Origin of the sequence: Sphingobacterium corticis, from assembly GCF_042684745.1 — a bacterium.
Lineage (GTDB): Bacteria > Bacteroidota > Bacteroidia > Sphingobacteriales > Sphingobacteriaceae > Sphingobacterium > Sphingobacterium corticis.
In genome coordinates this window covers 508,951-524,877 of sequence record NZ_JBHUMA010000006.1, presented here as the reverse complement: position 1 = coordinate 524,877, position 15,927 = coordinate 508,951, and the positions used below count along the sequence as shown (strand labels likewise).

14 protein-coding genes and 1 riboswitch are annotated in these 15,927 nt (G+C 40.1%); of the genes, 11 read left to right on the top strand and 3 right to left on the bottom strand.

The features are described from left to right. Window positions 1-3,204: a SusC/RagA family TonB-linked outer membrane protein gene (locus tag ACFSQ3_RS08355; protein WP_380869084.1), complete on the bottom strand. Its 3,204-nt coding sequence runs from the start codon at window positions 3,202-3,204 to the stop codon at window positions 1-3. A 510-nt stretch (window positions 3,205-3,714) separates the two neighbouring features. Between ACFSQ3_RS08355 and ACFSQ3_RS08350 the strand changes: the two genes are divergently transcribed. Both ACFSQ3_RS08350 and ACFSQ3_RS08345 read left to right on the top strand, forming a co-directional pair. Further along, window positions 3,715-4,281, top strand: coding sequence for a Crp/Fnr family transcriptional regulator (locus ACFSQ3_RS08350; RefSeq protein WP_380869083.1), 567 nt, complete (start codon window positions 3,715-3,717; stop codon window positions 4,279-4,281). A 73-nt stretch (window positions 4,282-4,354) separates the two neighbouring features. Beyond that, window positions 4,355-5,095: an SDR family NAD(P)-dependent oxidoreductase gene (locus tag ACFSQ3_RS08345; RefSeq protein ID WP_380869082.1), complete on the top strand. Its 741-nt coding sequence runs from the start codon at window positions 4,355-4,357 to the stop codon at window positions 5,093-5,095. A gap of 127 nt (window positions 5,096-5,222) precedes the next feature. On the opposite strand, the gene ACFSQ3_RS08340 is transcribed toward ACFSQ3_RS08345, so the two are convergent. Continuing rightward, entirely contained in the window at window positions 5,223-6,653 is a 1,431-nt protein-coding gene (locus ACFSQ3_RS08340) for a SecDF P1 head subdomain-containing protein (RefSeq protein WP_380869081.1), read from the bottom strand. 136 nt (window positions 6,654-6,789) lie between these two features. Between ACFSQ3_RS08340 and ACFSQ3_RS08335 the strand changes: the two genes are divergently transcribed. From ACFSQ3_RS08335 to ACFSQ3_RS08315, 5 genes are all read left to right on the top strand, one after another. Next, complete coding sequence (locus ACFSQ3_RS08335) at window positions 6,790-8,622, top strand: MGH1-like glycoside hydrolase domain-containing protein (RefSeq protein ID WP_380869080.1); 1,833 nt, start codon at window positions 6,790-6,792, stop codon at window positions 8,620-8,622. A 21-nt stretch (window positions 8,623-8,643) separates the two neighbouring features. Continuing rightward, complete coding sequence (locus ACFSQ3_RS08330) at window positions 8,644-9,327, top strand: VOC family protein (RefSeq protein WP_380869079.1); 684 nt, start codon at window positions 8,644-8,646, stop codon at window positions 9,325-9,327. 2 nt (window positions 9,328-9,329) lie between these two features. Continuing rightward, entirely contained in the window at window positions 9,330-10,100 is a 771-nt protein-coding gene (locus tag ACFSQ3_RS08325; protein ID WP_380869078.1) for a serine aminopeptidase domain-containing protein, read from the top strand. 13 nt (window positions 10,101-10,113) lie between these two features. Next, window positions 10,114-10,413, top strand: coding sequence for an antibiotic biosynthesis monooxygenase family protein (locus tag ACFSQ3_RS08320; RefSeq protein WP_380869077.1), 300 nt, complete (start codon window positions 10,114-10,116; stop codon window positions 10,411-10,413). Between the two features lie 86 nt (window positions 10,414-10,499). After that, entirely contained in the window at window positions 10,500-11,441 is a 942-nt protein-coding gene (locus ACFSQ3_RS08315; RefSeq protein ID WP_380869076.1) for an alpha/beta hydrolase, read from the top strand. A 316-nt stretch (window positions 11,442-11,757) separates the two neighbouring features. Here the strand turns inward: ACFSQ3_RS08315 and ACFSQ3_RS08310 are convergent, their stop codons facing one another. Next, window positions 11,758-12,249, bottom strand: a complete 492-nt coding sequence (locus ACFSQ3_RS08310) for a hypothetical protein (RefSeq protein ID WP_380869075.1) — start codon at window positions 12,247-12,249, stop codon at window positions 11,758-11,760. A 130-nt stretch (window positions 12,250-12,379) separates the two neighbouring features. On the opposite strand from ACFSQ3_RS08310, the gene ACFSQ3_RS08305 reads away from it, so the two are divergent. The 4 genes from ACFSQ3_RS08305 to tenA all read left to right on the top strand — a co-directional run bounded on the left by ACFSQ3_RS08305 (window position 12,380) and on the right by tenA (window position 15,884). Beyond that, window positions 12,380-13,582, top strand: coding sequence for a GTP-binding protein (locus ACFSQ3_RS08305; protein WP_380869074.1), 1,203 nt, complete (start codon window positions 12,380-12,382; stop codon window positions 13,580-13,582). Window positions 13,583-13,782: 200 nt separating this feature from the next. Beyond that, window positions 13,783-14,277 carry a hypothetical protein gene (locus ACFSQ3_RS08300; protein WP_380869073.1) on the top strand — a complete coding sequence of 165 codons (495 nt, stop codon included), beginning with the start codon at window positions 13,783-13,785 and terminating at the stop codon, window positions 14,275-14,277. Continuing rightward, window positions 14,243-14,337, top strand: a riboswitch (TPP riboswitch). Its footprint overlaps the gene before it by 35 nt. A 73-nt stretch (window positions 14,338-14,410) precedes the next feature. Next, window positions 14,411-15,244 carry a bifunctional hydroxymethylpyrimidine kinase/phosphomethylpyrimidine kinase gene (gene thiD, locus ACFSQ3_RS08295; protein ID WP_380869072.1) on the top strand — a complete coding sequence of 278 codons (834 nt, stop codon included), beginning with the start codon at window positions 14,411-14,413 and terminating at the stop codon, window positions 15,242-15,244. Next, the gene (tenA, locus tag ACFSQ3_RS08290; protein ID WP_380869071.1) at window positions 15,228-15,884 is read left to right on the top strand and encodes a thiaminase II; all 657 of its coding nucleotides are present in this window, start codon (window positions 15,228-15,230) and stop codon (window positions 15,882-15,884) included. The genes thiD and tenA overlap by 17 nt, the downstream gene beginning before the upstream one ends. Window positions 15,885-15,927 lie beyond the last annotated feature (43 nt).

Sequence of the window (15,927 nt, the reverse complement as noted above, 5' to 3'; positions counted from 1 at the left end):
TTAAAATGAAACATTTAAGCCTGCGCTCCATGTGCGTCCTTGTCCGATGGAATTCTTCTCAATTCCGATCGATGTGTTTGAATTTCCATTGGACGATGATTCAGGATCCGCCCCCGTATAACCTGTTACTAAGAACAAATTAGAAGCTTGTGCGTAAAATCTCACACTTGACAATCCTAAACGCGCTAAAGACGCTGGACGGAAAGTATATCCCAGAACTACTTGTTGAAGACGTAAAAAGTCTGCTTTCTCCGCATTGTCCGAAATCGAAAAGCCAGCAGAGCCATTAGATATTACATCGTTATACACCACGCGCGGAATGTCCGTTTGTTGTCCTGACGTTGTCCATCTTTCTAAAACTTCCGTGGAATTGTTGTAAAAACGCTGATCCAGCAAAGTTCCTCGCGTGCCATTCATTATTTTATTGCCACCGGCAAATGTGAAGTTGACCGTCGCATCAAAATCCTTGTAGCGGAAGTTATTGTTAAAACCGCCGTAATAGGTTGGTAAAGCATTTCCCAAAACTTGGTAATCAGCTACCGTTATCGGTGCCGCCGTTGTTCCATCTAAGTAGGTCCAATTGCTTTCTCCTGGAGCTACTGCAGCACTGTATTGCACGCGCTCTCCATTTCGGTTGAAGAAAATCCGTCGGCCATTTTCTGGATTTACGCCATCCGTCAATGCGCCGTAAAGACTACCTACAGAGTGGCCTACTCGCGTAACATTATTCGCTTCGGTGGTGGTATGCGTATATCCAATGATGTCCGAATTTCCTTCCGCAAGTGCGGTAACCTTATTTTTTACGTGCGTGAAGTTTAGTCCGGCATTCCAAGAGAAATTTTCTGTACGGACAATATCGCCGTGTAGTGCGATTTCCAATCCGCGATTATACATGCTTCCGATGTTTTGTGTAATGCTGTTTCCAGGAATTCCTTTCGACGGTGATTGCGGAGCGTTTAGAATTAATCCGTTTACATTGTTTCGGAAGTAGTCGATATCCACGTTTAGTTTTCTTCGCAATAAAGCAAAAGATAGCCCGACGTTGGTTTGCTCGGAGGTTTCCCAACCTAAATTTGGATTACCTGCTTGCGACAAATTCCAGGTGGAAACGCCTCCATATAATGCAGAGCTATATAAGTTGAGTGATTGAAACGCGGAAAGATTGCCATTACCGACTTTTCCCCAGCTTGCACGAACGCGCAAATCACCGAACAAATTGGATAAGCTTTCGCTGTAAAAGCTTTCTTCGAAAATCGACCATCCTGCGGAAACTCCACCGAAATCGCCGTATTTGTTATTGCCTCCCAATGCGGAGTTTCCATCGCGGCGGAAGTTCGCTGTCAAGAAATACCGTCGATCGTAATTGTATGATCCGCGGAAAAATGTAGAACGAAAAAATTGCTCATTCAACGTTCCACCAGCTCCCGAAATGGTTGTCCAACTTCCTTGATAATTTTCGAAAAAAGGATCGGCCGAATTGTTTTGTGAAGCACTCCAAATGTCGTTATTGTATTGTTGAATATCGTAACCGAGCAACAAACCTACATCATGCTTTCCATCAAATGTACGATCGAAATTCAACGTATTTATGAAGTTCCAATTGTTACGCAACGCACTTAAATTGGTAACCGACCCACCATTGGTATAACCCGCTGATCCAATGTTCGGACTTTGAAATGTTTTGCTAGTCGTTAGGTTTCGATCTACCGCGTAAGTGCTGGTAAATTTCAATCCACGAGCCAATTGTAACTGCGCATGAATATTACCTAAAATGTGATCGTTACCAGTCGTGAAACTGCTGTAATCGAATAATGCTTCGGGGTTATACAATGTATTTGTAAATCTATTTGCGCCGGGACCAAGTAAGCCTGTACTACTTAAATGATAGCTTCCATCTGGATTAAATGGCGAAACATTGGGTGGAAGAGCCGTCGCCAATCGTGCTCCACCTACCAAAAATAATTGGCTTCCCGGCAGAGACCCGGAATTTTGAGCTTGATTAAACGTTTTGTTGTAGTTCACGTTTCCTCCCACGCTGAACCAATCATTAACCTTGTGTTCCAAATTGAAACGTATGCCTTGTCGATCAAATGCGTTTCCGGCGAAAAAGCCTTCTTGATCCGAAAAGTTAGCCGACATGTAATACTGTGTTTTTTCACTCGCACCACTTACCGAAAGGCTGTGGCTGTGGCTGTACCCGGTATTGTAAACATGATCGTACCAATTCGTTTGCACCAAATTTCCAGCTTCGTCATATTGAGGGAAAAACAAGGCATCAGCGACCGCTGCGTTATTTTGATTACCAGAAAGTAATTTGCTATTGCGCACCGATTCATTTTTGATTTCCATGTATTGTTCAGCATTCAATAACTTAGGTAACCGTGCAGCGCGAACGACTGATCCCCAAGCATCATAGTTTACTTTTACTCGACCGGCTTTACCTTTCTTGGTCGTTACCAATAACACACCGCCCGCAGCACGAGAGCCGTAAATGGATGTAGACGCTGCATCTTTTAGCACATCAATCGATTCGATATCGGCCGGATTAATGTCGGCTAAAGGATTGTTAGGCACATTATTAGAACCAATACTTCCTGTGTTCACCGGAATACCATCGACTACAACTAACGGATAAGAGCTTAAGGAAATGGAATTAACTCCGCGAACGCGAATAACGGGAGGATTGTTTAACAAACCATTCGGCAAAGAAATACTGACACCCGCCGCCTTGCCTACCAATGCTTGGTCGAAGCTCTGCACGGGAATATCTTTTATATCTTCGGCAGAGACATTTGCAGCTGAACCTGTAAATTCGCGCCTTTTCTGCGTGCCATAACCCACAACGACCACCTCATCTACCGATTTATCACTTTGAACTAAGCGAATAGTATCTCCTGGATTGGTGATCGTTGCCGTTTGTTCGTCGTAACCAATCGAAGAAACCACGACTCGTGCGGGTAAGCTCTGGCCGGTAACGAAGCTGAAACTTCCTTGGCGATTGGTGGTAACCGAATGCGTTACGCCATACAAAGTAACGGTGGCGCCTTCAATTGGCGTACCGTTCTTAGCATCCACCACTATACCACGGAAATTGGCATTGACAATCGCACGCGGTGTTTCTTGTGCTTTTAGTAATATAGGATACGGCGATCCAATAAATATAAGTAAACCGATGGCATACCTAAATGTGTAATTTTTTTTCATAAGGATAAAATTTTGGCAAATGCAGACTGATATCTACTTGAGATGTTCAGATAGATGTACCGATTGATTGCCGAAGTAATTGGAAGAAATCCGGATTTAAATCCGTGTAAAACAAACGGCGATAGTGACCGTTGTCGATAGCTTTAGTTAGCTACACATTCGCATACAGGAGTTGCATGCGGAAATAATTGTTGTACTGAGAAACCCGTTCGGGAATGAAAATTGGGGTACAATTGTTTTCATCTGGCGTTTGATTAATATATGTTACGTTAATAATACATCACTGTCAAAATGATATTAAGCAAATATACATTATTAAAAATATATAATCTATGTTTTTAGTAGTTTTTATTTTAAATATTGAATTTTAGCCTAAATGTTTATCTCAGTATTCAGCGGACAGTACGCTGTTCGACTAATAAATGAATAAAACACGTTGTTAAGGGCTAATAATGCATTTAGCTAATTGCCAACACAGCTGATTCTAAATTCCTTTTTTTATCTTGCACCGTGAAAACATGGAATGACTTTGTAGCAGAATATGTTGAATTGTCGGATGAAAAATTGGCGGCAATTTCCCATAAATTGGAGAAGGTATATCTCCACAAAGGTGATTATTTTTCGGAGGCAGCAAAAGTTCCGAACACTGTTGCTTATGTTTTGGAAGGTGTTTTACGTGGTGTTTATTATACCAAAAAAGGCGACGCTATAACGCGTTGTTTTATCCCCGAGGGCAGCCTAAGTGCCGATTACATTAATTTTGAAGCTGCTACAACATCTACCGAGTATATTGAGGCTTGTACCAATTGTACATTGCTCGTGTTTTCCAAAAAATCTTGGGAACAGCTTTCCGAACAAGTCGTTGAATGGAACGAGATAAAAAATAAAATGGTACATCAGTGTATGTACCAAAAATCCAGAAAAGGCCCAGTGATATCGCAAGATGCTACTGCGAGATATGAAGCTTTTCTGGAGAATTATCCCAATTTGGCAAATCGAGTTCCCCTATCTCACATCGCTTCTTATTTAGGTGTTACCTTACAATCATTGAGTAGAATTCGAAAGAACGTGCGCTAATTTTAATTTACCATTTGGTAAATTTTACGCTATTTTTTTGATTGACCTTTGTGGTAAACAAAGAATTAGAGCAATGAAAACAGCATTAATTACAGGTGCAAATAAAGGCATAGGATTCGAAACAGCGAAGCAATTATTGGCATGTGGGTTTTTCGTCTATGTAGGCAGCCGAGATTTATCTCGTGGGCAAGCTGCTGCAAAACTATTGAACCAAGAAGGTTTTGATCAAGTTAAAGCTATTCAACTTGATATCACGAACGCCGAATCCGTAAACTTAGCGCGCGAAGCTATTGGTTTGGAGATTGAGCAATTAGATGTTTTGATCAATAACGCCGGGATTAATGGAGGAAGCGCGCCATATACGGTGCTTGCCGCAGATCAACAGGAATTCACAGATGCCTTTCAGACGAATGTTTTAGGAACAGCGTTGGTAACTAAAGCATTTGTTGACCTGCTAAAACAATCTTCATCAGCTCGTATCGTCAACGTGAGTACCAGCGTCGGTTCATTAACTTTACAAAGTGATCCGAACTGGCCGGCTTATGATTACGCGAAATATGCGGTTTACGCGATCTCCAAAGCGGCGCTCAATATGCTTACCGTGCAACTGGCTTACGAACTGAAAGATACGGCTATTAAGGTGAACGCTGTTTGTCCGGGCTACACACAAACCGATTTCACAGGCAATCAAGGTGGATCGGTAAGCGACGCAGCAAGAAGAATAATAAAATATGCTTTGCTGGAAGAACACTGTCCAACCGGAAAGTTTTTCAGTGAGGAAACAAATCCAGCCACCGGCGAAGTCGCTTGGTAAGATTTTGGTTAGAGCCAGTTGAATAAACAGCATTATTCAAAATAAAACACCCTGAATGCCAAATTCAATTTAGCTTCAGGGTGTTCTGCTAAAAATCAAAGGAATTAAACCAGTATAGATTACAATGTTACTTTTTTGGAGTTAACGCTTTAACTATATTTTGCGCTTCTTCAACCGACAAATTTCCTCCGATTTGAATGTTTCCATCCGCAATGGGTTGATTAATTTGTGGAATTGATATCGCCATGTTATCTACGATAATCGCAAGGTATTTTCCGCTGTATTCTTTCGTGAGTTCGGCAAATTTTTCCGCACTTTGCTCTCCTAACTTTAGTCGAACCACTGGAAGCCCATGATCTTCTATTTCATATTCAACAGACCTAATATCATCCAACAATAAAGAAGCCGTATCAGCGATAATTATTGCCGTTTCAGTGTTTTCGTCACGAAGTTGAACTAGATAAAGGCCATTTTCCCGTTCCAACCTAAACGGAACTAACTCCCAAAATTTATCCTCTTCCTCATCAACCAATGGGACAGGAATTGGCTCTAGGATTGGTAAGTGCCCATGATCTTCTAGATTGTACTCCTCCGATTCATACTCACTTTTGTAGCGATAAGAATTCTCTACCTCTTCACACGTAGTATAGAAAATGGTCGAATGAGCGATGCCATTTGATTCCAAAACCTTGTTACTCGCACTTTTTCGTTCCATTTTATCGAACTTTCTTAAAATGCGATCATCCTGATAAGGGCTATCTTTGTGATACTCAGCATTGATCGTTGTGTCGGCAACCATGTATTGATTGGTAGATAAATCCAATGTATATCTTGATGAATCCATTTGAAAATTGGCAAATTCCCTGTTGGCATAAACAGCTTGATCATTTCCTTGATAATTCTCATATTCCCTTTTCATAGAGATAATATCATCCCATTCGTGATCGTCCTGATGCTTTTTATAGCCAGATTCACCACCAAAATTAGAAAGACGTAAGACACCGTCTTCTATCATACCAAAGAAATCCTCATTCTCGTATTTAACCTCATTGTATACGACGATAAAATCGTTGCGATCCGCATTAGTGAATTGCCAATTAAGATAGGAATTGCCGTCGAAACCCTCTTTTTCTTCAATCAACGTGATTGCTTTCACAGTTTTGTCGTGATTATGAATAAAAGGAGAAGAAAAACAATTCGCACCAACATTGAACACGCGCTGCACAGAATCCTCATCGAACTTAACGAATGTATTTCCACGTTCAAACCCTACGAAATGCCAACGTGTTTTTCCGTCTTCTAATTGCGGATTTCTATTGCCATATAACTCGAAAAGATCTCTTCGATCCGGGCGAAACTCAATCTTACTTCCATCTAACTTATAATTACCAAAAACCATCGTGGCATATCCATAAAGAAAGAATTTACCATCTTCGAAGATGCAAACACCATTGCTACTACCATATCGGCCGATGTAGTCTTTATTTATTTTAGTTGTTTGTGACATCGCGTCGCTACAAACGGCCAACAACAATAAACTCCATAGTATTTTCTTCATCGTTTGTCAGATAACTATTGATTCATAAATATAATAAAAATACAAATCGACGTATTACATCGCGGATGTTACTTTGCGATTACCGCCACGAACTGTTATATTAGAAATCTCAACGTACAAGACATAAACCTTATCTATGCATTTTCAATCATCTTGGCGCAGTTTTGCCCTCTGTACAACTTCGATTATCAGTATTGGATTATTAGCAGCGTGCGGAACAACTAAATCGATTAGTTACGAAAAGGAGTTGAAAAAAGTCAAGGAATCGGCGCAAGAATACTTGGTTAAAGATGTGGAAGAATTTAATAGCTACCGAGATCGTCCAACATCTGACGGACCGTTTAACTCCACAAACAACGTAGCTTTTTTGAAAGAAAATGTTCCGCTTTTCATGAGCTCAAACACCGACTTTAATCGCGTATACAATTATCGCTGGTGGATGATGAGCAAGCATTTGAAGCAATACCGTGACAGCATCGACAACAAGGATTATTGGGTAGTTACCGAATTTTTTGGCGATAAACCGTGGGCTTCATTTAGCGGTGCCATCACCTGCCCTGCCGGCCACCAATTCTATGATTTACGCTGGCTCCGCGATCCGAAATATCTAAAATCTTATGCAGATTATTTTATGAGCGGATCGGCTTCACGATTGAATCAACGCGAAAACGGAAACTTTCTAACCTACATGAGTCGACCGGAAAGTCATCATTTTTCCAGTTGGATGATTGATGGCGTACATGCCTATTTGCAAATCCATCCCGACAAAGAATGGACGAAACACATTTTGCCACACATGGAAAAGCACCAGGCGGTTTGGGACAGTTTATTTACGGTGCATAATCCGCAGTCAGCGACAAATGGCTTGTACAAAATTTTGGATTTGTATGATGGCATGGAATTCAGTCTTTCCGCTGTGTTGGGATTAATTGAAAGCAAAGGCGCTTACGATTTATATACCGCTGAAAACTGGCGAAATTATTATTTGGGTTGGAATACGACCGATGCTGCCGCAAAATCAAAATACGCCAGCGAATATCCGAAAGCCTATCGAAAAGGCTATCCGGATCTATATTTAGTACGTCCATCCGTTAACGGTTACGCGTATGGAAATCTGAAAGCGTTGAGCACGTTGTATGCGCTAAATAGTTTTTCGAAAGAGAAATCCGACATGTACAAAGCGCGCGCCAGCGCCGTCCGCGATAAATCACTGGATTTGTTGTGGAACGAGGAAATGCAGTTTTTCAACACATACACTGCGGGAGATAATGCATTTGGAGCGAAAGGTTTTGAAGCGCAGGTTCGCGAATCGGTGGGTTATACACCTTGGTATTTCAACATGATTCCGAAGAATAAATCTACGCAATACGCGGAAGCCTGGAAGCTATTTGGATCCGAAGATGGCTTTATGAATACGCAAGGAATGACGACTGCTGAACGCCAACATCCTTATTATAATGAACAAGCTTACGCATGGAACGGTCGCGGTTGGCCATTTCAAAATTCCGTCGTTTACAAGGCTTACGCAAATTATTTACGCAACTACAAGGAAGACATAACGTCGGAAGATCGCAACTTGTTATACAAACACACCAGTCAGCTCACCTCATTGCATGATCCAGAAAAACCAAATATCGGCGAATGGTACATTCCGAGCGATGGCAAAGCATTTGGTGGCGAACAAGATTATTTTCATTCGACCTACCCGGATATTATTATTGACGATTTAATCGGTTTTAAAGCTTCGCAAAAAAATGAGTTCACCTTGCAACCGCTGTTGCCTGTTGACGAATGGGATTATTTCTATTTAGGTCAGCTTCGTTACCACGATCGCGATATCGATATTATTTGGAAAAAAGATTGGAACGAAGAAAAATCGGGAGATCAAAGCATGCTGTGCGTTTGGGTAGATAATAAATTGGTGGCGACAAGCCCAGATTTAAACAGTAAATTGGTAGTGAAGTTATAGAAGAAGCATTCTTAGTCGGTTATGAAAATTAAACACCTTACTTTACAAACCAATTACCTTGCTGAGCAGCTGTATTTCTATGAATCTATCTTAGCATTTGAGGTAAAAAATAAAACCCAAAACTCATTTCAGGTTCAAGTTGGGTGGACTTGTTTAGAGTTTCAACGATCTGACCTGCAAATTCCTGCTTATCATTATTGCTTTTTAATTCCGAGGAATAAGCTAAATGAAGCATTTGAGTGGATGTACAATCGTGTCGAAATAATGGACACTAACGAAGATGAAAAATTCGCGTTCTTCGAAGATTGGAACGCGCAATCATTCTACTTTCTAGATCCTGCTGGAAATATTGCGGAATGCATCGTTCGACACGATTTAGAGAATGATATAACGACTCCATTTTCGACAAAACATTTTTTATGTGTTAATGAAGTTGGACTACCGACAGACAATATTCGAGCAGTTTACGATCAATTTTACAATGCATTTGGATTGGATATTTGGAAAGGCGATTGGGAACGATTTTCTACCATTGGATCTCAAGAAGGATTATTTCTTCTGCCCAATCATCACACCAAAACGACATGGTTTCCTACGGATATTCAAACTAAACCTATATCTATTTCTTCTGTCATCGAAATCAATAATCGAGTATTCAGCTTCTATTTTAGCAATGGTCGATTAATTAATATTCTATCTTCGTGATCATGAAAACTCTTATTATCCTCGTCATTTCTTTTTTATCAATCTCTAATGATGCCTTTAGCCAAAAAGATACTCGACAACCATTGGATAATAGTAACATCACCATCAATCAGGAAGAACTTTTTGATAAAAATCGTCAACGAAAAATTCCTGTAGCGTATATTTCAGATGGGGATAACAAAGAAAACGTTCCTCAAAAAGTTGTCATAATAAGTCATGGATATGGGCAAAACGAAGGTGGCGATCTCTTAAAATACAGCTATCTAACCAATTTTTTAGCGCGTAAAGGTTACTTTGTGGTGAGTATCCAGCACGAACTGCCGGATGACGAGTTGTTAGCTATGGAAGGAAACTTCATGGAAACGCGTATGCCCAATTGGAAACGTGGAATGGAAAACATCCATTTTGTACTTCATTATTTAAAGGAAAAACATCCTAATCTGGATTATAATTCCGTAACATTAATAGGTCATTCCAACGGTGGTGATATGTCGGTATTATTTGCTCACAAATACCCTAGGTTGGCTCATAAAATCATTTCTTTAGATAATCGTCGAATGCCATTGCCGAGAACATCGGAACCTCGAATTTTCACAATCCGATCCAATGATTATCCAGCGGACGATGGCGTTTTACCGAATAAAGAGGAAGCTTTAAAATATCAAATCGCTATCCAATTTGTAGATGTCAATCATAGCAGCATGGATGATGACGCGACCGAAAGCGAAAGAAAAACTTTACTAGGTTTTATAGAGCAGTACCTTAATAAATAACTAAAAACGGAAAATGATTCTAGAACAAGCAACATTACAGGTAATAGCAGGAAAGGAAAAAGAATTTGAAAAGGATTTCAAATTAGCTTCGAAATACATTTCTTCTATTGATGGATATATAAAGCATTCTTTACATCGTTGCTTGGAAAGCAAGCATCAATATTTACTTTTGGTAGAATGGGAATCTTTGGAAGCTCATGAAATTGGCTTCCGACAATCACCACAATATCAAAAATGGAAAGAGCTGTTACATCATTACTATGAGCCCTTTCCAATGGTATTTCATTATAAAGAGATTTCACAAAATGATTAATATAAAGATCTTGAGATATACTTTGACAGGCTAATTAATAAATTAAATTCGAAAACATTACATCCTTCAGTTGGCTACAAAAGCACATGATTATAAGAATTATTTCCAATTTCATCATTACCGTCTTGATGATGTCGAGCACAACTTTATTTGCTCAGAATCTTTATAGTAAATCCTATGGCAAAGTCGATGATCCACCATTATTATATGTACACGGCGGGCCCCGTGGCAACTCCACTTTGTTTGAAGGAACCACTGCCGAAAAATTAGCAAACTGCGGCTTTCATGTAATTGTTTACGATCGTCGAGGAGAAGGTCGATCGGTCGATGAGAATGCAACGCTTACTTTCCGCGAAGCTTTTGATGATTTGCATAGCATCATAGAACATTATGATTTGAAAAAAGTGAATATCATCGGCCATAGTTTTGGCGGAATAGTTTCAACCCTCTTCACGGAAGCATTCCCCGATAAAGTAGATAACTTAATTTTGGTCGGCGCATTATTTTCGCAACAAGAAACATACGACCATATTTTAGATAGTTGCGCCATCCTATCCAATAGGCACAACGATAAAGATATGCGCGACAAAATTCTTGCTACGCGTTCCTTAGATACGCTTAGCGCAGAATATCGTAAGCAATGTTACGATATTGCGGCGAAATTTGGCTTTTTCAAAATGCCAAATTCGACCATTTCATCAACAGAAATAAAGTCGAATTATGAACATGGAGTCTTTGCTAAAGACAACATCCGAAATGATAATGCACCCCTTCTTTTTTATAAAAATGAAAGCCAAGTTAATATTGATACGAAAAGCAACCTAAGAAATATTAAAGCAGCTGGCGTGAAGCTGGCTGGCATCTACGGCTGGCAAGACAATATTTTCTCCGGTAAGCAAAAGAGTGACATCAAAAATCTTATTGGTGAAGATAGATGCTTATTCATAGATAATTGTTCGCATTATCCTTTTGTCGATCAACAGGAATTATTCATCGAGTATTTATCAAAATTAGTACGGAGCGAGTAACGACCAGACAAGAAAAGACAATTCAATTAGTTGTCTTCGCGGATGACATTTCCCTTAACATTATCAAATCCTGATGTAAGATCTTGGCGGGCGATGTGGTTAACAAATGCCAAGGTACAACGACTATTGCTTTCGATTTCTACATCCAATGCTAAAATGCTACACAACGAATTTTTCGAGGCAATGCTTACTGCTTGTTCTGTTTTCGGAAATTAATCCAGAAGCTTCACACAGAAATCGGTATTGATCGAATGTCGGGCAATCATACACTAATTTGTACCTCATAACTTTAAAAATATCGATTTACATTAAGTCACTAATTCCGATCTGATAACATCGATGCCTTTTCCAAAAGAATTTCGGTCTTATTTTTATCCGTTGCATTCAGCGAAATCACACCAATAATGGTTATCGGATGTTCCCTAGCACGTTCTTTAGCATCACCGGATAACGTCACCTGAACCATCGCCGGAATACCATCTTGACCGCAAAACATACATTGATGCAAAGGCAAAACCGACAACAAAAAACTATTGTGTCTCACCCCCGATTTTATGGGAATCATATATCCTTTTAGCTGAACACGTTTTCCATGAAGCTGTTGTAATTTCGGTGGAAAATAGGGCGTGTAAATCGTTTTTCCATTGGTTTTAGTCACTTTATACATCATCAAATCAAAAGTTTTCCAAACCTCATTCATCAACGGTTTATGATCTTGCAGATGCTTGGATTTCTCGTCCTGCGCATAGCCTGATATGGCAATCAGACATAAAAATAATGCTGTAGTGGCAAAGTAGATCGCTTTCATATTCAATAGATATAAAACAAACTTAACAAAATTTATCAAAAGCAACATTGTTGCTTTTGATAAATTGTTTATTACTTTTGTGTGTCATATCGCTTTGCGAATAATTCGAAAAGCTAAAAGAAGAGATTATATGGAAAACAATAGGAAATTACCGGTTACTGTATTAAGCGGTTTTTTGGGAGCCGGCAAAACCACATTGCTCAATCACATTCTGCATAACAAGGAAGGTTTGAAAGTCGCCGTTATCGTCAATGATATGAGTGAAGTCAACATCGATGCTCAACTGGTAGAAAAGGAAAATGTGCTATCGCGAACTGAAGAAAAATTGGTGGAAATGAGCAACGGCTGTATCTGTTGTACGTTACGTGAAGATTTGGTATTGGAGGTCGAACGATTAGCTAAAGAAAACCGCTTTGATTATTTGTTAATCGAAAGCACAGGAATTTCCGAACCTATTCCCGTTGCACAAACATTCAGTTACGTAGACGAGCAGCAGAACATTGATTTATCTACGTTCAGTTATATCGATACCATGGTAACGGTGGTCGATTGCTACAATTTCTTTAAAGATTTCGGATCGGCGGAAACTTTGTTAGATCGTGATCTGACGGATGATGATTATGATCAGCGTACTATCGTCAACTTACTAACCGATCAAATTGAGTTCGCTAATGTCATTTTGCTCAACAAATCGGACTTAGTAGCAGATGAAACCATCAATTTATTGAAAGCGGCGATCAAAAGGTTAAATCCGGACGCGAAGGTAATTAGCACAAGCTTTGGACAAATCCATCCAGGTGAAATCATTGGAACAAAATCCTTCAATTTTGAGAAAGCAGCTTCCTCTGCCGGATGGATTCAGGAATTGGAAAACGAGCACGTGCCGGAAACCGAAGAATATGGTATTTCGTCTTTCGTATTCAGGTCGCAACGCGGTTTTCATCCGCAGCGTTGGCATGCGTATCTGCATGATACATATCCGCACAATATTATTCGCGCAAAAGGTTTATTTTGGATGGCTTCCAGGCCGGATGTTGCCATCAATTTCAGTCAGGCAGGCGGAAGTCTACGTTTAGAAAATGCAGGATCGTGGTGGAGTAGCATGCCCGAAGAGGAGCGAATAATGTACCCAAGTTATAGCGAAGCAAAACCGGAAATTATGCAACGTTGGCATCCCGAATGGGAAGACCGAAAAATCGAATTGGTATTTATCGGACAAGATATGGACAAGGAAAAGAATTTGTCGGATCTTCGCGCGTGCTTGCTAACGGACAGCGAAATGGACGATTGGAAATTAAAATGGTGGAAAGACGATTTCCCGAAAAACCTTTAATAAAAGAAGCGCGGAGATATATCTTAATTATATATTCCGCGCTTTGTTTTGGTGGATAGCTTTTTCAGAAGATTTATAAATCGAAAATTTAATAATAAAAACCATATAATTCTTTCAGGATATAGGAACCAAATCGTAAAGAATAAAAACCTTTATCTATTGGAATAGGAAATAAAAGACTGAGCTATCATAAATAACGTATGAACATATCCACTAATCTAATTGCCCTGATTGTACTGCTTGTCATTCCATCTGTTCAACATCGAGTTGCCCGAAACGATATTGCTTACATTATCTCATCAACTTGGAAACTAAAACAGAGTACCGACTTAAGAAAACGAATTGCACCCAATCAAAAGTCCGTCGAAATTTGGGAATTTGGGGAACAGAAACTACTCATCAACCAAGAATTGAGAGCCAAATACGAATTCGATTCAACGAAAAACCAATTGATGCTCGAAATCGTAATACCCGAAAACCTACAACTATCACGTTCATATAACGATAATCGATTCTATTATCAATACAGCCTGAGCAAGAACACAAAAAACCTTTCCTTAACTCCTATCCGGTCGAATAATATCGACAGTAAACAGAATCCGAATTCGGAAACACTGCATTTTGATGTGGTTGACAAATCGAATAAAATCCCTATATTCGCTACGGCTTTAGGGGTATTCTGGATACAGAATTGAGACAGTCCCTTTGAACCTGATTCGGTTGATACCGACGTAGGGAAAAGCGCAGATTAGACCATTCTGGCCTTTTTGGCATTTCCCTATTCCATCATCCGTTTCTCATCAAGTAATTTTTTAAACGGATAATCTCATGGATAAGTTTCGCGTTCCAACTGTTTTAAGTATTGCCGGATTCGACGGTAGCGGAGGCGCTGGCATTCAAGCTGACACCAAAACCATATCGGCACTTGGCGGATACGCCACCAATGTTTTAACCGCGTTGCCAGTGCAAAACACACAAGGTGTTCGCACCATTTACGACATTCCCACATCTGCGGTTGCGGATCAAATCAAAGCAATTTTCGACGACATTTATCCCGATGCAATCAAGATCGGCATGGTGCATTCTGTAGAATTAGTCGAATGTATTCATCAACATCTTCGCGATTATCACGGCCCAATTGTCTTCGATCCAGTAATGGTTTCGACCAGCGGACATCAACTCATTCAGGATAACACGGTAGCAGCTTGCAAGGAACTCCTCTTTCCTTTAGCAACCGTTATCACCCCAAACATGGATGAACTCGGTGTATTGGTTGGGAAGGAAATCACGCATGTTGCGGACATGGAATCCGCCGGAAAAACACTGCTAAGTTTGAAATGCAAAAGCGTTTTGGCTAAAGGCGGTCATTTGCAGGAATCTATATTAACCAACCTGCTTATACAACCGAATAACCATATCGAGCGATATCAAACACCAAGAATCGACACCGAAAACACGCACGGTTCCGGCTGTTCCTTATCATCCGCTATTGCGACTTACTTAGCGATCGGACATCATTTGGAACAATCCGTCGAGCAAGCAATACATTATATATATAAGGCAATTGCAGAGGCGAAAGACCTGAAAATCGGACAAGGAAATGGACCATTAAATCATTTTTTCGAACCACAAAAACTAATCAGCTATGCAATGGAGTCATAAAGCTTGGGAAAACATTACGCCCATTTACGAAGAAATTCTTCAAATGCCATTTATCCAGGAATTGAAAGATGGCACGCTCCCACTTCCCAATTTCCAGTTTTATATGCAACAAGATGCGCGCTATCTAGAATATTTTGGTCGTGTTCTCTCATTCATCGGAAGCAAAAGCAATGATAATCAGCAAGCGCTCCATTTCTTTGAGTTCGGAACCAATGCACTGGTGGTCGAAAAAGCTTTACATGAAACGTACTTCAAGGATTTTGGCGTAAATCACGCATCGGCAGACGGCGATATACAACCGGCCTGCCATCATTATGTGCATTTCTTGCAAAGCACCGCGGCCTTTTGCCCCATCGAAGTAGCTATTGCAGCCGTGCTTCCTTGCTTTTGGATTTACAAGGAAGTTGGAGATTACATTTATGCAAACTGCTCCTTGGACAATAATCAATATAAGGCTTGGATAGAAACCTACAGCGGCGATGATTTCGCAGATGGCGTAAAGCGAGCGATTGAATATGCCGATCGTGCCGCGTCTCAATCTACTCCAGCCATTCGCGAACAAATGTGGCGAGCTTTTGAAGCATCAACGCGCTTAGAATTTGAGTTTTGGAATGCAGCGTATCATCTTCGAAGATGGTAATATCAACATTATTTAATTACAAATATTTCTTTAAAAGAAATAT